The organism is Halomonas litopenaei (genome assembly GCF_003045775.1).
GTDB lineage: Bacteria > Pseudomonadota > Gammaproteobacteria > Pseudomonadales > Halomonadaceae > Halomonas > Halomonas litopenaei.
This window is the reverse complement of record NZ_PXNS01000001.1, coordinates 766,310-785,459: the sequence shown is the minus strand read 5'-3', so window position 1 is coordinate 785,459 and position 19,150 is coordinate 766,310. Positions and strand designations below refer to the sequence as shown.

Genomic DNA, 19,150 nt, shown 5'->3' with positions numbered 1-19,150 from the left:
TCGTGCGGCAGGCGCTTCACGCCAATGCCTGCACTCGCCTGCGGCCGCTCACTCATTGGCACGTCCAACAGTACTCTTGTCTCAGGTGCGCTTGCCTCAGACCCGCTTGCCTCAAGTGCGCTTGCGGCTGGAGGTCGCCTTGGCGGTTCCGCCGGTCGACTTGCTGGCGCTGCTGGTCTGAGACGAGGCCTGGGAGGCCGCCTGTGAAGTCGCCTGGCTGGCCTGCTGGGTGGCCTTTTCGGCTGCCTCGGTGACCTGCTGGGTGGCCTTCTCGACCGCCTCGGTCGCCTGGTCGCGGGCCTGGGTCGCCTGATCGGCAAGCTGCTGGCCGGACTCGGCAAACAGCGACTCCAGTTCGCTCTTGAACTCGAGGCTCATTTCGCTCATGGCGCGGGCATCTTCGAGCATCTGCGCCGACAGTTCGTTGAGCATCTCGGCCTGACGGGTAGAGAAGTCGCGCAGCCCCTCGGCGTCGTTGATCGCGGTGGCTTCACGCATGCGCTCGGTACCCATCTGGCTATAGCGCTTCATCGACTCCATCTGGTACTGGGACATTTTCTGCATGTTGTCCAGCATCAGGGAGTTGAGTTTGCGCATCGGCTCGAAGAACTGACGAGTCTGCTCGTTGAAGTTGTCGAACATCTTGTCTTGCATGACCGAACCTCCTGGAATCGTGTCGATGGTGTCTGTCCACTCGGCAATCCGCTGCCACTGTCCGCCAGGGAGCCTCCGTCCAGGAAGCATGCTGAGGACAGCGTTGTTGCAGCGCAACAAACTCAGTCTGGCACACCCTCGGTGACAACGCCATGACAGGCGTCGCCTCCTGCGCGATTGTGCATCAAGACGCCCCGCACCCTCGCCATCGGCGAATCTGCCCTCCCCGCCATACCCGTGGCCGCTTTCCTGCGGGCCCCTGGCGGGCACTTGACGAGCACCTGGCTAGCTCTTGCCGCCCTTGGCGCTGCGCGAGCTGGCCTTGGCCGCCCCACTGGACCGCGACGCCGCGGAGCTTGACGCCTCCTCGGCCTTGTCATCCTTGGCAGAAGAACCCTTGGCGCTCTGGGCGGCCTGGGTCAGCATATCCATCATCATCTTCTGATAGTTGCCGAAACTGGCAAGCCCCTGGGACAGTCCCTGCTGCAGCGCCGGCTGTTGCAGGAACGGCTGCATCAGGCTCATCGGATCGTAGCCTTCGACACCGGACTCCATCTGCCGATGAATGCGATCGAGCAGGTCCTGCTGGAAGGCCTCGATATTGGGAAGCCCCAATGCCTGGCGTAACTCTTCCGGGGTCAGATCGAATTCGACGTTGATCTTCATACTGGCCTCGTGATCCTTGTATGGCGGTGTGTGGCGCCGGTAGCCCGCGCTATCGGGCGCAAAGATGCCTGCATCCTGCACCTTCCCTGCCACAGTTACTTGAGTGTAGCAGTCCTGTCATGCTCTGCGATTCAGCGTAGCCGTGGTGTGCTGACTCGCACATCACTGTTCTGTGCGCGATGACGCAGCAGGTGGTCCATCAGGGTCAGCGCCATCATCGCTTCGGCGATGGGCGTGGCACGAATCCCCACGCAGGGATCGTGGCGTCCCTTGGTTACCACCTCCACCGGATTGCCGTCCACGTCGATGGAGCGCCCAGGAATGGTGATGCTGGAGGTCGGCTTGAGCGCCAGGTGAGCGATCAGCGTCTGGCCGCTGGAGATGCCTCCCAGTACGCCACCGGCATGATTCGACAGAAAACCCTCCGGGGTCATCTCGTCACGGTGCTGGCTGCCACGCTGGGCCACGCTGGCAAAGCCGTCACCGATCTCGACGCCCTTGACCGCGTTGATGCTCATCAGGCCGTGGGCCAGCTCGGCATCGAGGCGGTCGAACACCGGCTCGCCAAGCCCGGGCGGCAGCCCTTCGGCGGTGACGGTGATCTTCGCCCCCACCGAGTCCTGGTCACGGCGAAGCTGGTCCATGTAGGCCTCGAGTTCCGGCACCCGTTCGGGGTCGGGACAGAAGAAGGGGTTGTCGTTGACCGCCTCCCAGTCACGAAACTCGATGGCCAGCTCGCCCAGCTGACTCATGTAGCCACGCACCACGATGCCCTGGCTCGCCAGGTACTTCTTGGCGATGGCCCCGGCGGCCACCCGCATGGCGGTCTCGCGGGCACTGGAACGTCCGCCACCGCGATAGTCGCGCTCGCCGTACTTGTGGTGATAGGTGTAGTCGGCGTGGGCCGGCCGGAACTGGTCCTTGATCTTCGAATAGTCCTTGGAGCGCTGGTCGGTGTTCTCGATCAACAGGCCAATCGAGGTACCGGTGGTGCGTCCCTCGAACACGCCCGACAGGATCTTTACCTGATCAGGCTCGCGACGCTGGGTGGTATGGCGCGACGTGCCTGGACGGCGACGATCCAGGTCGGCCTGCAGATCGGCCTCGCTGAGCTCGATGCCAGGCGGGCAGCCATCGACGATGGCGCCGAGCGCAAGCCCGTGACTCTCGCCGAAGGTGGTGACGGTAAACAGCTTGCCGAAGGTATTGCCGGACATGGGCGCTCCTCTATTGTTGTGCAAAGGACGCCGCATGGGCGTCGAGTTCTTCGGCGGTGAGGGCGAACACGCCCTGGCCGCCGCGCTCGAATTCGAGCCACAGGAAGGGAACCTCGGGGAAGGCCGCTTCCAGATGATGATCGGAGTTGCCGACCTCGACGATCAGCACGCCGTGGTCGCTGAGGTGCGCTCTTGCCTCGCGCAGGATACGTCTGACGATATCAAGGCCATCGCTGCCCGCCCCCAGCGCCAGCGCCGGCTCATGACGGAACTCCTCCGGCATGGTGGTCAGGTCGCGGATATCGACGTAGGGCGGGTTGGACACGATCAAGTCGTAACGCTGCCCTTCCAGGCCATCGAAGACGTCGCTGTGCACCGCGCGCACGCGCCGGCCTACGTCGTGGCGATTGATGTTCTCACGGGCCACCGCCAGGGCGTCCTGGCTGATATCGGACAGGTCCACCTCGACGGTAGGCAGATACTCGGCGCAGGCGATGCCGATACAGCCCGAGCCGGTGCACAGGTCGAGGATGCGCCGAGGCGGCTCCTCGGGGAACCAGGCCTGAAAGCCCGACTCGATCAACTCGGCAATCGGCGAGCGCGGAATCAACACCCGCTCGTCCACACTGAACACAAGCCCGGCGAAGAAGGCCTCGCCGAGCAGGTAGGGCAAGGGCCGCCTGTCGCTGATCCTGGCGCGCACCAGGCCGACGATGCGCTCGCGTTCCATCGGCAGCAGCCGCGCATCCAGCACGCCGGGGTCCACGTTCCAGGGCAGATGCAAGGCGCCAAGCACCAGGGCCACCGCCTCGTCCCAGGCGCTGTCTGTGCCGTGGCTATAGGTCAGCCCCGCCAGGTGAAACTCGCTGGTTGCCCAGCGCAGACAGTCGCGCAGGGTGAACAGGCCGTCGGCCAATTCAGCGTCGGGGAGCGCCAGCGTCGAAGACCTGGAAGTGGACGGAGAGGAGGAAGAGTCGGCCAAGAGGGCATCCTGTCGATCGGGTTCAAGAAGAGGCGTGCGCCAGGATCGCATGGACCATCACCGCCTTCGACGACCTTCACGCGAAGGTCCCTTCCGTTCCAGGGGCGAAGGCAGATGCAAGATCCTGGATAGCGATATAGATAGAGATCGAGATAGCGATATAGATGGCTATCTGACTCGCAAGGCATTGTATCCGTGCCGGCGGTTCACTGCCACGGCCACCACGGTATACTGGGCCTCCCTTTTTCCGGACCCGAGGACCCCATGAGCCAGCGCCAGCCACCGCCCGACGACGAGATCAGCGCGTTTCGCCAGGCCCTGGAGCAGGCAGGTGTCCGTCGTATCCGCCACAACCGCGCCGACACCGGCAAGCCGCGCCCGACCACCCGTGCCCAGCGAGATCAGGCCGCCGCCGCGCGCCGCGCTGCCGCCGTCAGCGCGGGTGATGACGTGGCCACCGGGCGCACCTCGGATGGCCGAGTCGAGCCGGTACGCCCATCGGAGTATCTGGACTTTGCCCTTCCCGACCTGCCCTATCGCACCCGTAGCCAGTTGAAGCGCGGGATGATCGGCTGGGAAGGCGGTCTGGACTTGCACGGCTACAGCCTCGAGGAGGCTCGCTCGGAACTCGAGAGCTTTCTGCGTGACTCGGTGGCCAGTGGTCATCGCTGCGTGATCGTGGTCCACGGCAAGGCCTGGGGCGCCACCGCCGACTATCCGGTGATCAAGAGTCACGTCAATGCGTGGTTGAGAGAATGGCCGAGCGTGCTGGCCTTCTGTTCGGCCACCGACGCCGAAGGCGGCACCGGTGCGGTTTACGTGCTGCTGAGACGGCGCGGCCAGACGCCCTGAGTCCCGGTCAGACAGACACCCTGCCCCCCTGTCAGAAGGTGCATCGGTGCGACCCAGATGCTGCTGAGGCGGCGCAGTCGATATGGGCCTGGAAGTCGCGGCCGATGCCCTGGGTCAGCCTGCTGGCTTTTCAGTCTGCTCGACGATACCGCAGGTCTCGATGCGATCCAGCGCCTGGCAGGTCAGGTGACGCCCCAGACGGATCAGATCCCTGGCACGGTGGAATTCGAAGGAGCCGCAGACGGTCTTGGGTATCTCCACCAGGATGTCCGGCGGATAGCCCGCCTCCTTGTAGCGCGCCAACGCCGCCTGGGTGATGTCGAAGGAGGTCAGGATGGTGGCCAGCCGTCCCCAGTCCTTGCGCCCCAGCGCGGCATTACCGCGCTCGGCACGGTCGGCTTCGGCCTCCGATTCGGCGCTTTCCTGAAAACGCCGCGCCATCAGCGCACCGCGTCGATCGCCCCTGCGGCGTTCTCCGTTGGTACCTTTACCGCCTCGGGCCTCATCGCAGCTCGGGCACTCCACCGGCAGCAACTCCTCGAGAGAGACAAGGTTGGGGCTGTTGGCGGTGACGTTGACCGCCATCACCAGGTCCGCGTGGACCGACACGTTGGAGATGATCGGCAGCGGATTGAGCAGACCGCCATCGACCAGCAGCCGAGGCCCATCCTCGACCGGCGTGAAGACCCCGGGTATGGCGATGGAGGCACGGATAGCCTTGAGCAGGGACCCCCGCTGAAACCACACTTCTCGCTGGCGCATCAGGTCGGTCGCCACCGCGGTGAAGGGAATGGGCAGGTCCTCGATGGCGACGTCACCGATAAACGACTCGATCTTGCTCATCACCTTCCTGCCCTGCATGGCACCCATGGAGGTGAACGACATGTCGAGCAGGCGAAGTACGCCGAAGGAGCCCAGCTCCTCGACCCACTGACGGTAGGGCTCGAGCTTCCCCGCAGCAAAGATGCCCCCGACCAGGGCGCCCATGGAGCACCCCGAGATAGCCACCACTTCATAGTCGCGGGCGACCAATTCCTGCAGCACACCGATGTGGGCATAGCCTCGGGCACCACCACTACCCAATGTCAGCGCAATGCGCTTGCCGCTCGATCCCGGGGGACAATCGTGGCGATAGACGGTCATGGCAATGCCCTCCTGCTGCGGATTGGCCGCGCGGGCAGCGCTTGAACAGCGCATGCCTCGCACTCGCAGGCCTGTCTATAAGCTTAGACTAACCCACCGTGGAAAAGCTTACGCGGCCTGTCACGGCGCAGCGGCCAAGACTCATCCACCGACTGGCTGCCAAGATCGTCTTTTCGATCAAGGTGTTGCGGACAACGCCTCGACGATGGCATCGGCCACCGCGGGGGCGTGCTGCGGCGAGGCATGAAGATGGTGTCCGCCCTCCAGCACGCGACGGGTCAGGCGGAGAACGCGTGCTCGCGAAGCCACCCCTCGTGGACGTTCCCCGAGAATACCGTCACGCCCTTCGACCAGCAGTACCTCGCAGGCAATAGCCTCGAGCAGATTCGCGACCTGGTCATCGGTCAGCCGCACGGGGGAGGGGCGCAGCAGGCGCGGGTCGGTGCGCAGCCGCAGGCCGCCCTCGTCGCAGGGGGTCAGGTTCCTGGCCACGATGTCGCGCACCGTCTCGGCATCCACCGGGGTGGCGCCACCGGCGACCCGCGCCGCCACCGCGGTATCCAGATCGGCATAATGAGGAATCCGCGAGCGACGGCGACGCTGGGCCCGCAACGAACGCCCCAACTGGCCAGCGGTATCTTCAGGTGGGGTGGTCAAGGCCCCCAGACCGTCGATCAGCACCAGGCGCTCGATGCGTTCGGGCCAGGCCGCGGCGACCAGGCAGGCCACCCCGGCGCCGAGGGAGTGAGCCAGCACCGGGGCACTATCCAGTCCGAGATCATCCAGTGCATCGAGCAGGTCGTGGCAGTAGTCCCAGATGGCGTAGTCGTAGTCACCGGGCAGCCGCTCGGAGTGACCATGGCCGGCCATGTCGATGGCCACCAGGCGTATATCGAGCCGTTCGGCCAGCACCGGCGCTAAACGCGCAAAGCTTGCGGCGTTGTCGAGCCAGCCGTGCAGCGCCAGCCACACCGGCGCCTCCGTGCTTCCCCAGGCCAGTGCGGCCAGGCGACCCTGTGCCAGGCGAAGCGCTTCTCCCGCTGGCTTCATTGCGTTGCCCCTTCGCCCAGCAGACGGTCGATCATGGCAAGCAAGGCGCGTCGCGTTGCCTCGGGCTGCTCCATCGGAAACATATGACTGCCGGGCACCCTGTCTAGGGCGATACCGCGCCGGCTGAGACGTCGGCAACGTGCCTCGGTCAGCAAGTCAGACGTCTCCCCTGCCAGCACACCCAGAGGTACTCGTACCTCCGTGGGCAGACGATCCAGATGGTGGGGCAGATGACGGAAGATCTCGACCTCGATATCCGGGTCATAGCTCAACACCACCGCGCCGTCCTCCAGGGTCGTGGTGCCGGCATCGATGTAGTCGTCCAGCGCCTCCTCGGTGAAGCTGCGAAACAGGCCCTTGCGCCGAAGTTGAGCGCGCATCGCATCACGGCTTTCCCAACGGGTACGGCGCCCCTTGCTCTTGCCTGCCGGCGTCACTCGATCCACCATGCCGAGCCACTTGCTGACGCGCATGGCCAAGGCGTCGATGCCCAGCATCAGCGGCGGGTCGAGCATCACCACGGCCTGGAACCGCTCCGGCTCCTGGCGCGCCGCCATGGCGGTGATCACCCCGCCCATGGAGTGGCCGACACCGATAAAGGGTCCGGCCAGGTGACGGGTGCTCTCGAGGTATTCATCACGCAATGCCAACCAGTTGTGGCCCACGGGAAAATCGGGATGGTGGCCCAGGCGATCGAGCGGGTGGACGTCGAAGCGCTCTGCGAGTGGTGCCAGCAGGCTTCTGTAACTGCCGCCGGGAAAGCCATTGGCGTGGGCGAACAGCAAGGTTGGGGTATCTGGCATGATTCTGTCTCATCCGATGAGAGGCGGCGACCCGCCGCTGTAGCCTTGGCAGGCTAACGGCATTACCCTAGGCCGCCAAGTGAACCAAAGCCTAGATTCCCCGGAATTCCCCCTGACTCCCCGCTACCAAGGAGCAACGCGTGTCCCGTAAACCCGCCCGCGATACCCGCCTGCGCAACCGTCTGTTCTTCACCACCGTGGCCGTGGCGGTGGTCATCGGACTCTGGCTGGCGCGCTGATATCTCTCCCTGACCCCGTCTCACTGCCGCTGACTTGCCGACCCTGTCTCGCTGAAAAGTGATGATGGCGTGCATTATGAGCCAAGCCCTGCCGCGCCACCTCTCGTGCCCTCCCCCGACGTCCTGGCGTCCCTCCCTGGCGAAGGGTTAGCTTCAGGGACTGTCGACGCGGCAGCGCCAGCATCGAACGTCATGAATCAGAAGGAACGGGCGCGCTCGATCAACTGCTCGAGCTGCTTGCGCTCATCATCGCTTGGCATTTCCAGTGGGGCACGCACCGCGCCGGACGGACGGCCGATCAGGTCGGTGCCGGCCTTGATCAGGCTGACGGCGTAGCCTGCCTTGTGGTCACGCAGGGCGACAAAGGGCAGGAAGAACTCGCGGGAGATCTTGCGCACGGTGTCGCTGTCGCCGGCACGCAGGGCCTTGTAGAAGGTCACCGCCATGTCCGGCACGAAGTTGAACACCGCGCTGGAGTAGGTGTTTACGCCCACCGCCAGGTAGGCCTCGGCGATGATCTCGGCGGTGGGCACGCCACCGACGTAAGCCAGTCGATCGCCGACGGTCTTGATCACGCGGTTGAGCGCCTGCATGTCGCCCTTGCCGTCCTTGAGTCCCACCAGGTTGGGGTTGGCGTCGGCCAGCCGCTTGGCGGACTGAGCGTTGAGCACGCCGTTGCCACGGTTGTAGTAGATCACGCTGACGCTGGTGGACTGGCAGATCCGGCTGGCGTATTCCACCAGGCCGCCCTGGGGACACTCTGTCAGGTAAGGCGGCATCAGCAGGATACCGTCGGCGCCCTCTTCCTCGGCGATGCGGGCGAACTCGGAACCGGTGGCCACGCTCAGACCGGCGCTGGCGATCACCGGCAGCTTACCATCGACGACTTCCACGGCCAGACGGACGATCGCACGGAATTCCTCCAGCGACAGGCTGAAGAACTCGCCGGTGCCACCGGCGACGAACACCGCCGAAATCTTGTGGCTGATGAACCACTCGAGACGCGCGCGATAGCTCTCGGCGTCGAAACGTCCTTCGGCGTCGAAGTCCGTGACCGGAAACGACAGCAGACCATCGCTGATCGCCTGCTTGACCTGGGCATGGGAAAATTTCACCGAAACGTCCTCCTGTCTTCGTCGTGAACGGACATGAGGGTTTCGATTCCCGCCATGTCATACATCATACAAAACATAAGCTAGACGTCGGGACGCTGACTGACAATAGCCACTGTGGTAACTTTAGACCAAAGTTCACACTCCTGTTTCACCCGCCGCAATGCCGACGAGAGACTCGAAGCGGGCCCCCGGGGCCATCCGACACCCTCTCCCTGGAGGCCCAAGGACGCGCCCATGTCATTGATCGATGTCTTCCTGTCGACGCTCAACATCAGCCTGCCGGTGTTTGCCATGGTGTTTATCGGCATTGCGCTCAAGCGACTCGGCTGGATCGATCAGGCCTTCGTCAATACGGCGTCGCGACTGGTGTTTCGCGCCACCCTGCCGGCCATGCTCTTTCTCAGCCTGATCCACGCCGATCTGGAACGCACCCTGAACCCCTGGATGCTGGCCTTCTTCGCACTGGCCACCATTGCAAGCTTCGTGCTCGCCTGGGGCTACGCTGCGCTTAGGGTCAAGCGTCACCAGCGCGGGGTCTATGTACAGGGCGCCTTTCGCGGCAACTGCGGAGTGGTTGGCCTGGCACTCGCCCACGGCATGTACGGCGAGGTGGGGCTATCGCTGGGGAGTCTGCTGCTGGGGGTGGTAATCCTCTGCTACAACGTGCTGTCGGTGGTGGTGCTGGCGGCATACCAACTGGACGAGGACGGCCGGCGCAAGGCCATCGACTGGAACAGCATCTTCCGCCATATCCTGACCAATCCGCTGATCCTGGCGGTTGTGGTCGCCACGCCCCTGGCGGCGCTGCAGGTCAGCCTGCCCGAGTGGATCGAGACCACCGGTGACTACTTTGCCTCCTTGACCCTGCCGCTGGCGCTGATCTGCATCGGCGCCACCATCTCCACCCGGGCGCTCAAGACCAGCTATCGCACCGCCGTCAGCGCAAGCCTCGCCAAGATGGTGGTGATCCCGCTGGTGGCCACCCTGGCGGCGCTGGGGCTTGGCTTTCGTGGTGCCGAGCTGGGCGTGCTGTTTCTGTTCTTCGCAAGCCCCACCGCGGCGGCGGCCTTTGTGATGGCCAAGGCCATGGGCGGCGATGAAATTCTGACGGCCAATATCATCGCCCTCACCACCCTGGTGGCCAGCATCAGCGTGACGGTGGGTGTCTTCGCCCTGCGGCTCAACGGGCTAATCTAGTTCAGCCCTTGGCTTCAGTCCCCTCGACTACCTCGAACTGCTCGATACCGCCGCCCTCGCGGGTGGCCTCCGCCGGCAGCGGGTTGGCGTGGGCACGCTTGAAGTCGTCGCTGCCGACCCAGGCACGAAACGCCGCCTGGCTCTCCCACTGGGTCTCCACCACGTAGGGCGCCTGGTTGCCCAGCGGCCTCAGCACACGCATGGCGACAAAGCCCGGCTGCTTGTCGATCTCTCCGGCGCGACGGCGAAAGCGCTCTTCGAACTCGTCCTCAAAGCCCGGATTGACGAAGATGCGGTTGTTGACGAAAAAACTCATGGGCGTCCCTTCAGGTGAAAGCCCGCCAGTGACGGGCCCGTTCTATCGAGTGCGAAATATGTCAGACAGGTCGCTCGCACCACGCCAACCACTGCGGTCAGGGTCAGCGAAGTGACGATGGCGTGGTCATGCCCACCAGCCGCGCGCAACCAGCGGCTCTGACATCGGCCTCCAGTTCGGCGATTGCCGCGGTGACAAAGCCCACCCCGGCCCCTGCCCTGCCCTCCGCCAGCAGCCCGGTCAGGGCCGCGACCAGCGGCATATGGCTGACCAGCAGCAGCGGGCCCTCGTCACTTTCCAGCGTCAGCCAGTCCACCACGGCCTCGGGGGAATCGTCGGGGGTGATGATGTCCAGGGTATCGAGACTCACCTCGTCCGGCAGAGCGTCCAGCACCAGGGCGGCGGTCTGCTGGGCACGCACGTAGGGACTGGCCAGCACCTTGAGCCGGCCCCAGTCGATGTCGTCACGACTCGCCAGCCAGCGGCCCATGGCGCGAGCTTCGTCCTCGCCGCGGGTGGTCAGCCTGCGCGCCTCGTCGGGAAAGCCCGGAGTGGCCTCGCCGTGACGCATGATCCAGAGTCTATCCGCCATTCTTGGCCTCCGTCTGTCGCCGGTCCTGCTTGACGTCCTCGCGGGGGAGCACGAACTCGACGTCGCTGCTCTGCTCGCCGCGCATCAGCAGCTTGGCCATGTCACGGGCCGGCACGCCGCGAAACAACACCTGATAGAGCCCTTCCGCCAACGGCATGTAGACGCCTTCGGCATCGGCCTTGTCGCGCACCAGCTTGACGGTATTGACCCCTTCGGCCACCTGGCCGAGAGACGCCACCGCCTCGTCCAGGCTCTGACCCTTGCCCATCGCGAAGCCGACGCGATAGTTGCGCGACAGTTCCGACGAGCAGGTCACGATCAGGTCGCCGACACCGGCCAGCCCCAGGAAGGTCATCGGATTGGCGCCCTGGGAGACGGCGAAGCGGCTCATCTCGGCCAGCGCACGGGTCATCAGCATGCTGCGGGTATTCTCGCCCATGCCCAGCGCCGCTGCCATGCCGGCGGCGATGGCGTAGATGTTCTTGAGCGCACCGCCAAGCTCGACCCCGTAGCGGTCATTGCTGGCGTAGACGCGGAAATAGTCACAGCCCAGCGCCGCCTGCACCCGCGATCTCGTCTCGGCGTCGTGGCTGGCGATCACCGTGGCGGTGAGCTGCTTCTGGGCCACCTCGGAGGCCAGGTTGGGCCCGGACAGCACGCCCACGTGGGCAAACCCCGTCTCGTCCTCGAGGATCTGGCTCATCAGCTTGAAGCCATCCTCCTGGATGCCCTTGGTGGTGCTGACCAGAATCTGCTCGGGCTTGAGCCAGGGACGTGCCTGGCGCACCACCTCGGCGAAGGCCTTGGAGGGAATCGCCACCAGCACCAGGATGGCGTCCTCGAGCACCCACTCGAGTTCGGTGGATGCCTTGACCCTGGGGTTGATGGCGTAGTCGGGCAAGTAGCGCGGATTGCGATGATCACGATTGATGCTTTCCACCAGCGCGCCGTCCCTGAGCCATTGGCGCACGTGGAAGCCGTTATCGGCGGCGATGCTGGCCAGCGCGGTGCCGAAGCTCCCGCCCCCCAGCACCGCCACCCTGGTGTCCATGTCGGTCATGCTTGCTCCGCAGTCGATGAGTCTTGGTGGATTGTACCGAATCTGACGTCACGACGAGGGATCTCGTCGCCACTTTGACTGACCTGGTGCCACAACGAGCAACGCCCCTCGAAAGGGGCGTCTTTGGGCCCCTTTAAAGAGGGGCGTCTTCGGGCCCCTGTGAAGAGGGGCGTCTTCGGGCCCCTGTGAAGAGGGGCGTCGTCGGGCCCCTGTGAAGAGGGGCGTCTTCAGCCCCTACAAGGAGGGGCGTCTTCGGGCCCCTTTAAAGAGGGGGGCATCATCGGGCCCCTCTAAAGAGGAGCCCTGTACTACACGCAGCTCAGTTCAGTCGATCAGCGGAATCAGCGAATCGATACTGGCCCGGGCATCGCCGTAGAACATCCGGGTGTTCTCCTTGAAGAACAGCGGGTTCTCGATGCCCGAGTAGCCGGTTCCCTGACCACGCTTGCACACGAACACCTGCTTGGACTCCCACACCTTGAGCACCGGCATGCCGGCGATGGGGCTGTTGGGGTCTTCCTGGGCGGCCGGGTTCACGATGTCGTTGGAGCCGATGATGATGACCACGTCGGTGGAAGCGAAGTCATCATTGATCTCGTCCATCTCCAGCACGATATCGTAGGGTACCTTGGCCTCGGCCAACAGCACGTTCATGTGACCCGGCAGACGACCTGCCACCGGGTGGATGCCGAAGCGCACCTCCTTGCCGGCGGAGCGCAGCTTGCGCACCAGTTCGCTGACCGCGTTCTGGGCCTGGGCCACCGCCATGCCATACCCCGGCACGATAATCACGCTGTCGGCGTCGTTGAGGGCGCTGCTGACGCCACCGGCGTCGATCGACACCTGCTCGCCCTCGATCTCCTGGGCCGGCCCCTGGGTACCGCCGAAGCCACCGAGGATGACGCTGACGAAGTTGCGGTTCATCGCCTTGCACATGATGTACGACAGGATGGCACCGGAGGAGCCCACCAGCGCACCGGTGACGATCAGCAGGTCATTGGACAGGGTGAAGCCGATAGCGGCCGCGGCCCAGCCCGAGTAGCTGTTGAGCATCGACACCACCACCGGCATGTCGGCGCCGCCGATGCCGAGGATCAGGTGCCAGCCGATGAAGAAGGCGAGCAGAGCGATCAGCAACAGTGTCCAGAAGCCGGCACCGTTGAGGTAGGCGATGGCCAGCACCAGCGAGAGAATCGCCGCACCGGCGTTCAGGGCATGACCGCCGGGGTACTTCTTCGGCTTGCCGTCGATCTTGCCGGCCAGCTTGCCGAAGGCGATCACCGAGCCGGTGAAGGTCACCGCACCGATGAACACGCCCAGCACCACCTCGACCTGCAGGAAGGTCAGCTCGGCAGGTGTCTTGTAGGCCAGAGTAGCGGCGAACGCCGACAGGCCGTCGAGGGACTCACCGGCCGCCTTCAGCGCCAGCACCCGGGCACGTTCCATCTCGGCGTTCCAGCCGACGAACACCGCCGCCAGACCGACGAAGGAGTGCAGCGCCGCCACCAGCTGCGGCATCTGGGTCATCTCGACCCGCTTAGCCACCATGGTGCCGACCACGGCACCGACGATCATCAAGGGGATCATCAGCCAGTAGTTGCCGATGTTCGGGCCGAGCATGACGGAGAACACCGCCAGGCCCATACCGACGATGCCGTACCACACCGCGCGCTTGGCCTTTTCCTGATTGCTCAGTCCCCCCAGCGAGAGGATGAACAGCACACTCGCCGCGATCGCCGCGGCGGTTACGAATTGTTGTCCTAGCATTTCGTCTCTCCGCGGTTCAGGACTTCTGGAACATGGCCAGCATCCGGCGTGTCACCAGGAAGCCACCCACGACGTTGATGGAAGCGATCAGCACCGAGATGCCCGCCAGCAAGGCGACCAACCAGCTACCCGAGCCCACCTGGAGCACGGCACCGAGGATGATGATCCCGGAAATCGCATTGGTCACCGCCATCAGCGGCGTGTGCAGAGAGTGACTGACGTTCCAGATGACCTGAAAACCGACGAAGCAGGCCAGCGCGAAGACGATAAGGTGCTGCATGAAGGACGCCGGCGCCACCAGACCGAGCAGCCCCATGACGATGCCGCCGACCGCCAGCATGGTGACCTGGCTCTTGGTCTGCTTCATGAAGGCAGCGTGTTCGGCAGCCTTGCGCTCCTCCGGTGTCGGCTCCTTCTCCTTGGGCTTCGGCTTGGCCGCGGCGATGGCCTTGACCTTGGGCGGAGGCGGCGGAAAGGTGACCTCACCCTGGTGGGTGACGGTCGCGCCACGGATCACGTCGTCTTCCATGTCGTGAACGATCTTGCCGTCCTTCTCCGGCGTCAGATCGGTCAGCATGTGACGGATATTGGTCGAGTACAGCAGCGACGACTGGGTGGCCATGCGCGACGGGAAGTCGGTATAGCCGACCACGATGACGCCGTTGTCGGTAACCACGCGCTCATCAGGCTTGGTCAGGTCGCAGTTGCCGCCCTTCTCGGCGGCCAGGTCGACCACCACAGAGCCCGGCTTCATCGCCTTGACCATGTCCTCGAGCCACAGCTTGGGAGCCGGGCGTCCGGGGATCAGGGCGGTGGTGATGACGATATCCACCTCGGGGGCCTGCTGACGGAACAGTTCGAGCTGCTTTTCGCGGAACTCGGGGCTGGAGGGCGCCGCATAGCCACCGCTTTCGGAGCCGTCCTGGGAGTCCTCGAAATCGAGGAACAGGAACTCGGCGCCCATGGACTCGATCTGCTCGGAGACCTCGGGGCGCACGTCGAAGGCACGCACCACCGCACCAAGGCTGGTGGCGGTACCGATGGCGGCAAGACCGGCAACGCCGGCACCGATGATCAGCACCTTGGCCGGCGGCACCTTGCCCGCGGCGGTGACCTGACCGGTGAAGAAGCGCCCGAACTGGTTGCCTGCCTCGATCACCGCGCGATAGCCGGCGATGTTGGCGGTGGAGGACAGCGCATCCATCTTCTGGGCGCGGGAAATCCGCGGCACCATGTCCATGGCGACGACGCTGGCACCCTTGTCCTTGCAGGTCTCGAGCATCTCCTCGTTCTGGGCCGGCCAGAAGAAGCTGATCAGGGTCTGGCCCTGGCGCAGCAGGTCGGACTCTTCCTTCTGTGGCTCGCGCACCTTGACGACCACGTCGGCCTGCTCGAACACCGCCTCCATGCTGTCGACGATAGTGACACCGGCCTCTTCATAGGCGGCGTCGGTAAAGCCGGCAAGCTCACCTGCGCCCGTCTCGATCAGGCACTCGTGACCCAGCTTCTGAATGTGTCCGGCGCTCTCGGGCGTCAGCGCGACACGCGCCTCGCCCTTATGCCGTTCCCTTGGTGCTCCTATCTTCACGATGGATCTCCCATGTGGCCAACGTTATTACGATTGCTTGTTATGGTTTCTTGTTGTCATTCCTACCAGTGTTACCTCTTGTGGCTAGTCTGCACAAGAGGGGATCGCCAGTAATTTGTGCACTGCAATGTGAGAGCAACCACCTGAATCCATTAAGAGAACCGGCACGAAGCGGGGTGTAACCTTATGCCCTTCCGAGCCTCCCAGGCCCGGCGTGCCCGGTCTGGCGGCGTGATCACACCCTGAAGGCAACCTCCAGCGAACAACAACGGAAAATGCAGCCTGAGGTCGACCGCCCATTCACGATTGAACAAGCGCTCACTCAGCTATCTATTCGCTCAGAAAAAACGTCGACCATCTGCGCCACCTTGCCGACAGGATGGACGAAAAGATAGCTGAAAGGATGACGAATAGCGCTGGCGACAGGGCTGACGACAGGGCTGGCAAAAGCGCTGGTGAAGCTACAGGCGACGCACAGCGCGTCCACTCGACATCGCCTGTTCAGAGCGCTGCTCCGTGCCAACGCGGCCCTTACGGATACAGAATGACCTTGGCGGCGGCGCTGCGCCCGCTTGCCAGCTCCTCGAAGGCGGCCGGCCCCTCGACCAGAGGCCGCTTCTCGACCCAGGACAGCTCCCCCAGCGCACCGGCGTCGAGCAGTGCGACGGCAGCGCGAAGATCACCGAAGCTGTAGGTGTAGGCACCAAGAAAACTCAGCTCCTTCAAGGTGATGGCGCGGGTATCGGTGACCCCATCGTTGTCCTGCAGACCAAGGTGCATGATCGCGCCACCAGGACGAGCCGAGGCCACCGCCATCTTGCGCGTGGGGCCGGCCCCCACACAGTCGAACACCGCTTCCACCGAGTCGGCCCGGGGCGGCGCTTCGCGCGGGTCGAAGGCCTCGAGCCCGACCCTGAGCGCCGCCTCCCGGCGCAGCGGGTTGAGATCGGCGATACGCAGCGAGCGCACCCCGCGCTGGCGCAGGATCAAGGCGGTCATCAGGCCGATGGCGCCGGCACCGATCACCAGCACCCGGGACTCCGCCAGCGGGCGATCGAGCACCCGCTCCAGGCGGTGAATACCATGCACTGCGGTCGCCACCGGCTCGGTCATGGCGGCGACCTCGGCGCTGAGCGTCTGTGGCAGCTCGATCAGGCTGTGATCGGCGATGTTGACCGTCTCGGCGAAGCTGCCGGGGCGATTCATGCCGATCATGCTGCGGTTCTCGCATAGATTCTGGCGCCCGGCCTGGCAGTACTCGCAGTGGCCGCAGACGATCAGCGGGTTCATGGTGACCCGCTTGCCCTTCCAGGCACCCTCGACCACCCGTCCCGCGACCTCGTGGCCCAGGATCATCGGCGGCATCCGCCGGGGATCATGGCCATGGTAGGCATGCAGGTCGGAACCGCAGATGCCGGTGGCCTCCACCTGCACCCGCGACTCCCCCGGCTTGAGCGGCTCGGGCTCGGTGCCACGCATCTCCATCTGCTCGCGACCGACGTAGAACAAGGCTTGCATGGTGAGTCTCCTGAATCACTTGGCGGTAAAGCCGCCATCGACGTGAAGGATCTGGCCGGTGACGTAGGCCGAGGCCGGGGACGCCAGGAATACCGCTGGTCCCGCGATATCCTCAAGCCTTCCGTTACGGCCGATGGCGGTCTGGCGCGCCAGCGCCTCGGACCTGGCCGCATCGTCGAACACCGGTGAGGTCAGCTCGGTAGGAAAGAATCCCGGCGCCAGCGCATTGGCGTTGATACCGTGGCGCGACCAGGCCTCGGCCATGGCGCGGGTCAGCTGGGCGATACCCCCCTTGCCGGCCCCGTAGGGGGCGCTGTCGGGAAAGGCACGACTAGACTGCAGCGAGGCCAGGTTGATGATGCGACCGTAGCCCGCCGCGCGCATCCCCGGCACCAGCGCCCGTGACAGAAAGAACGGCGTGCCCAGGTGGAGCTGCAGGGTCAGCTCCCACGAGGCCAGATCGACCTCTTCTGCCGGCTGGCGCAGGTTCACCCCGGCGGCGTTGACCACAATCTGGGGATCGCCAAACGCTTCGGTAGCGCGACGTGCCACCTCATCAAGGCCCCTGGCGTCGGCCAGGTCGGCGCTGAGGGCGGCCGCCTGGCCGCCCATGCTCCGAATCCGCTCCACTCCCGCATCCAGCGCGTCCTGACGCCTGGCGGCCAGCACCACCCGGGCGCCGCTCGCCGCCAGTGCCTCGCCGATGGCAAGACCCAGCCCGCTGCTGCCCCCGGTGACCAGCGCCACCCGTCCGTCGAGGTCAAAATCGGGACGCATGGTCATACATCCTCTTCCACCGCCAGCACAAAGCGCTCATCCGGATAGTACTTGGCCAGACGGATATCGCCGGTACGGGCATGGCCTTCCATGCCCTCGCAGCGCGACAGCCTGGCGGCGGTGGCGGCTACGGTGCGGGTGGCCTCGCGGCTCTGGCGCTGGTAGGTCACGATCTTGAGGAACTTCTGGGCGCACAGCCCGCCGGTGTAACGCGCCGCCCCCTTGGTCGGGAGGATATGATTGGTGCCCGAACACTTGTCGCCGAACGCCACCGAAGCCTCCTCGCCGACGAACAGCGAGCCGTAGCTGTTGAGGCGCTCCATCCACCAGTCCAGATCCTCCACCTGCAGTTCCAGATGTTCGGAGGCATAACGATCGCTGACCTCGACGGCTTCCTCCCGGGTATCGCAGACGATGATCTCGCCGTAGTCGCGCCAGGCGGCGTCGGCGGCCTTGCGCTGGGTTTCCGGCAGGTCATCGATGCGCGCCTGGATGCGCTGATCCACCGCTTCGGCCAATTCACGCGAGGTGGTGAACAGCCAGGCCGGCGAATCCGGGCCGTGCTCGGCCTGGCCGACCAGGTCCTCGACCACGATATCGGGATCGGCGCTGTGATCGGCGATGATGCCGATCTCGGTGGGCCCGGCAAACATGTCGATGCCGCAGCGTCCGAACAACTGACGCTTGGACTCGGCGACGAAGCGGTTGCCCGGGCCGACCAGAATGTCGGCGGGCTTGCCGGTGAACAGTCCAAAGGCCATGGAGGCGATGCCCTGAACCCCGCCCATCTGCAGGATGACGTCGGCACCGGCGAGATCCATCGCATACAGGATGGCCGGGTGGATGCCGTTCTCGTCCCGCGGCACCGAACAGGCCACCACGTTCTTGACCCCGGCCACCTTGGCGGTGGCTACGCTCATGATCGCCGAGGCAATATGCGCGTAGCGCCCACCTGGCACGTAGCAACCGGCGGTCTCCATCGGGATCAGCTTCTGCCCGGCGAACAGGCCCGGCGACAGCTCGGTCTCGAAGCCCTGGATACTGTCGCGCTGGGCGGCGGCAAACCGGCTGACGCGCTCATAGGCGAAGTGGATATCCTGCTTGAGCTGCTCGGGGACCTTCTCCCTGGCCGCCTCGATCTGGTCACGGCTGACGATGACGTCGCCTTCCCAGCCGTCGAGTTCACGACAGTATTCCCGCGCCTTGGCCTCTCCCCCAGCCTCGATCTCGGCGAGCATGCGCGAGACGACTTCATGGGTCTGGGTGTCGTTGCTGGAGGCATTCTTGTCGGCTTGCTTGTAGTAGTGAATCGCCATGTTGAGTCTCCTTGAGGTCATCGGCCGGTATCGGTCGCCACACATGCTTGAGTCTTGAGCATGCGCAGTGCCTAGGGTATGCCGTCGACTCGGCCGTGATGCGCCGACGGCGTCGTTGTTTTGGTGAGCGTTGCTCTGTCGAGGCGTGGGCCGGCCAGTCGCCTAGCGTCGCCCTCGCCCTCACTTTGCATCTTTGCACCCACACTTTTGTAAGCGCTTACAAATTCGTTAAAAAAAAGGGGGAAGACAGCTCTCCCCCAACCTCTCCCTGGGCTCAGTCCGAAAAGTCGACGAGCGA

The 19,150-nt window shown here is 64.7% G+C and carries 18 protein-coding genes; 2 read left to right on the top strand and 16 right to left on the bottom strand.

All coding sequences use genetic code 11. From position 1 onward, the window contains the following. Nucleotides 1-111: 111 nt before the first annotated feature. From C6W88_RS03575 to prmB, 4 genes are all read right to left on the bottom strand, one after another. On the bottom strand, nt 112-654 hold the full coding sequence (locus tag C6W88_RS03575; protein WP_045991793.1) for a phasin family protein: 543 nt from the start codon (nt 652-654) through the stop codon (nt 112-114). Nucleotides 655-939: 285 nt separating this feature from the next. Further along, nucleotides 940-1,320 carry a hypothetical protein gene (locus tag C6W88_RS03570; protein ID WP_108131482.1) on the bottom strand — a complete coding sequence of 127 codons (381 nt, stop codon included), beginning with the start codon at nt 1,318-1,320 and terminating at the stop codon, nt 940-942. Nucleotides 1,321-1,451: 131 nt separating this feature from the next. After that, the gene (gene aroC, locus C6W88_RS03565) at nt 1,452-2,537 is read right to left on the bottom strand and encodes a chorismate synthase (RefSeq protein WP_108131481.1); all 1,086 of its coding nucleotides are present in this window, start codon (nt 2,535-2,537) and stop codon (nt 1,452-1,454) included. Between the two features lie 10 nt (nt 2,538-2,547). After that, entirely contained in the window at nt 2,548-3,519 is a 972-nt protein-coding gene (gene prmB / locus C6W88_RS03560) for a 50S ribosomal protein L3 N(5)-glutamine methyltransferase (protein WP_231498478.1), read from the bottom strand. 264 nt (nt 3,520-3,783) lie between these two features. On the opposite strand from prmB, the gene C6W88_RS03555 reads away from it, so the two are divergent. Next, nucleotides 3,784-4,371, top strand: coding sequence for a Smr/MutS family protein (locus C6W88_RS03555; RefSeq protein ID WP_045991797.1), 588 nt, complete (start codon nt 3,784-3,786; stop codon nt 4,369-4,371). A 114-nt stretch (nt 4,372-4,485) separates the two neighbouring features. Here the strand turns inward: C6W88_RS03555 and C6W88_RS03550 are convergent, their stop codons facing one another. The 4 genes from C6W88_RS03550 to kdgD form a co-directional block, all read right to left on the bottom strand. Then, nucleotides 4,486-5,514: a patatin-like phospholipase family protein gene (locus C6W88_RS03550; protein ID WP_045991798.1), complete on the bottom strand. Its 1,029-nt coding sequence runs from the start codon at nt 5,512-5,514 to the stop codon at nt 4,486-4,488. Between the two features lie 177 nt (nt 5,515-5,691). Next, nucleotides 5,692-6,564, bottom strand: coding sequence for an alpha/beta fold hydrolase (locus C6W88_RS03545; protein WP_108131480.1), 873 nt, complete (start codon nt 6,562-6,564; stop codon nt 5,692-5,694). After that, nucleotides 6,561-7,367, bottom strand: a complete 807-nt coding sequence (locus C6W88_RS03540) for an alpha/beta fold hydrolase (RefSeq protein ID WP_108131479.1) — start codon at nt 7,365-7,367, stop codon at nt 6,561-6,563. Before C6W88_RS03540 ends, C6W88_RS03545 begins: the two co-directional genes overlap by 4 nt. 436 nt (nt 7,368-7,803) lie before the next feature. Then, nucleotides 7,804-8,721, bottom strand: a complete 918-nt coding sequence (kdgD, locus tag C6W88_RS03535; protein ID WP_108131478.1) for a 5-dehydro-4-deoxyglucarate dehydratase — start codon at nt 8,719-8,721, stop codon at nt 7,804-7,806. A 234-nt stretch (nt 8,722-8,955) separates the two neighbouring features. On the opposite strand from kdgD, the gene C6W88_RS03530 reads away from it, so the two are divergent. After that, on the top strand, nt 8,956-9,918 hold the full coding sequence (locus C6W88_RS03530) for an AEC family transporter (protein ID WP_108131477.1): 963 nt from the start codon (nt 8,956-8,958) through the stop codon (nt 9,916-9,918). Nucleotide 9,919: 1 nt separating this feature from the next. Here the strand turns inward: C6W88_RS03530 and C6W88_RS03525 are convergent, their stop codons facing one another. From C6W88_RS03525 to hisD, 8 genes are all read right to left on the bottom strand, one after another. Then, entirely contained in the window at nt 9,920-10,234 is a 315-nt protein-coding gene (locus C6W88_RS03525) for an antibiotic biosynthesis monooxygenase family protein (protein WP_045991811.1), read from the bottom strand. Between the two features lie 103 nt (nt 10,235-10,337). Next, a complete protein-coding gene (sixA, locus tag C6W88_RS03520; RefSeq protein WP_108131476.1) occupies nt 10,338-10,826 on the bottom strand; it encodes a phosphohistidine phosphatase SixA in 489 nt (162 codons plus the stop codon). Then, the gene (locus C6W88_RS03515; protein ID WP_108131475.1) at nt 10,816-11,886 is read right to left on the bottom strand and encodes an NAD(P)H-dependent glycerol-3-phosphate dehydrogenase; all 1,071 of its coding nucleotides are present in this window, start codon (nt 11,884-11,886) and stop codon (nt 10,816-10,818) included. The genes sixA and C6W88_RS03515 overlap by 11 nt, the downstream gene beginning before the upstream one ends. A gap of 324 nt (nt 11,887-12,210) precedes the next feature. Continuing rightward, nucleotides 12,211-13,653 (bottom strand): NAD(P)(+) transhydrogenase (Re/Si-specific) subunit beta, encoded by a 1,443-nt coding sequence (locus C6W88_RS03510; RefSeq protein WP_045991814.1) that lies wholly within the window; start codon nt 13,651-13,653, stop codon nt 12,211-12,213. 16 nt (nt 13,654-13,669) lie between these two features. Further along, nucleotides 13,670-15,241, bottom strand: a complete 1,572-nt coding sequence (locus tag C6W88_RS03505) for a Re/Si-specific NAD(P)(+) transhydrogenase subunit alpha (RefSeq protein ID WP_108131474.1) — start codon at nt 15,239-15,241, stop codon at nt 13,670-13,672. 531 nt (nt 15,242-15,772) lie between these two features. Continuing rightward, complete coding sequence (locus C6W88_RS03500) at nt 15,773-16,759, bottom strand: alcohol dehydrogenase catalytic domain-containing protein (protein ID WP_108131473.1); 987 nt, start codon at nt 16,757-16,759, stop codon at nt 15,773-15,775. Between the two features lie 15 nt (nt 16,760-16,774). After that, complete coding sequence (locus C6W88_RS03495; RefSeq protein ID WP_231498475.1) at nt 16,775-17,536, bottom strand: SDR family NAD(P)-dependent oxidoreductase; 762 nt, start codon at nt 17,534-17,536, stop codon at nt 16,775-16,777. A 2-nt stretch (nt 17,537-17,538) separates the two neighbouring features. Next, on the bottom strand, nt 17,539-18,852 hold the full coding sequence (gene hisD / locus C6W88_RS03490; RefSeq protein WP_108131471.1) for a histidinol dehydrogenase: 1,314 nt from the start codon (nt 18,850-18,852) through the stop codon (nt 17,539-17,541). Nucleotides 18,853-19,150 lie beyond the last annotated feature (298 nt).

Bases quoted from the DNA above. Each gene is read 5' to 3' on its own strand.
- C6W88_RS03530 (WP_108131477.1), top strand. From the start codon at position 8,956: ATGTCATTGATCGATGTCTTCCTGTCGACGCTCAACATCAGCCTGCCG.
- C6W88_RS03500 (WP_108131473.1), bottom strand. From the start codon at position 16,759: ATGCAAGCCTTGTTCTACGTCGGTCGCGAGCAGATGGAGATGCGTGGC.
- aroC (WP_108131481.1), bottom strand. From the start codon at position 2,537: ATGTCCGGCAATACCTTCGGCAAGCTGTTTACCGTCACCACCTTCGGC.
- C6W88_RS03575 (WP_045991793.1), bottom strand. From the start codon at position 654: ATGCAAGACAAGATGTTCGACAACTTCAACGAGCAGACTCGTCAGTTC.
- C6W88_RS03570 (WP_108131482.1), bottom strand. From the start codon at position 1,320: ATGAAGATCAACGTCGAATTCGATCTGACCCCGGAAGAGTTACGCCAG.
- sixA (WP_108131476.1), bottom strand. From the start codon at position 10,826: ATGGCGGATAGACTCTGGATCATGCGTCACGGCGAGGCCACTCCGGGC.
- C6W88_RS03545 (WP_108131480.1), bottom strand. From the start codon at position 6,564: ATGAAGCCAGCGGGAGAAGCGCTTCGCCTGGCACAGGGTCGCCTGGCC.
- C6W88_RS03540 (WP_108131479.1), bottom strand. From the start codon at position 7,367: ATGCCAGATACCCCAACCTTGCTGTTCGCCCACGCCAATGGCTTTCCC.
- C6W88_RS03495 (WP_231498475.1), bottom strand. From the start codon at position 17,536: ATGCGTCCCGATTTTGACCTCGACGGACGGGTGGCGCTGGTCACCGGG.
- hisD (WP_108131471.1), bottom strand. From the start codon at position 18,852: ATGGCGATTCACTACTACAAGCAAGCCGACAAGAATGCCTCCAGCAAC.
- C6W88_RS03555 (WP_045991797.1), top strand. From the start codon at position 3,784: ATGAGCCAGCGCCAGCCACCGCCCGACGACGAGATCAGCGCGTTTCGC.
- C6W88_RS03515 (WP_108131475.1), bottom strand. From the start codon at position 11,886: ATGACCGACATGGACACCAGGGTGGCGGTGCTGGGGGGCGGGAGCTTC.
- C6W88_RS03525 (WP_045991811.1), bottom strand. From the start codon at position 10,234: ATGAGTTTTTTCGTCAACAACCGCATCTTCGTCAATCCGGGCTTTGAG.
- C6W88_RS03510 (WP_045991814.1), bottom strand. From the start codon at position 13,653: ATGCTAGGACAACAATTCGTAACCGCCGCGGCGATCGCGGCGAGTGTG.
- C6W88_RS03550 (WP_045991798.1), bottom strand. From the start codon at position 5,514: ATGACCGTCTATCGCCACGATTGTCCCCCGGGATCGAGCGGCAAGCGC.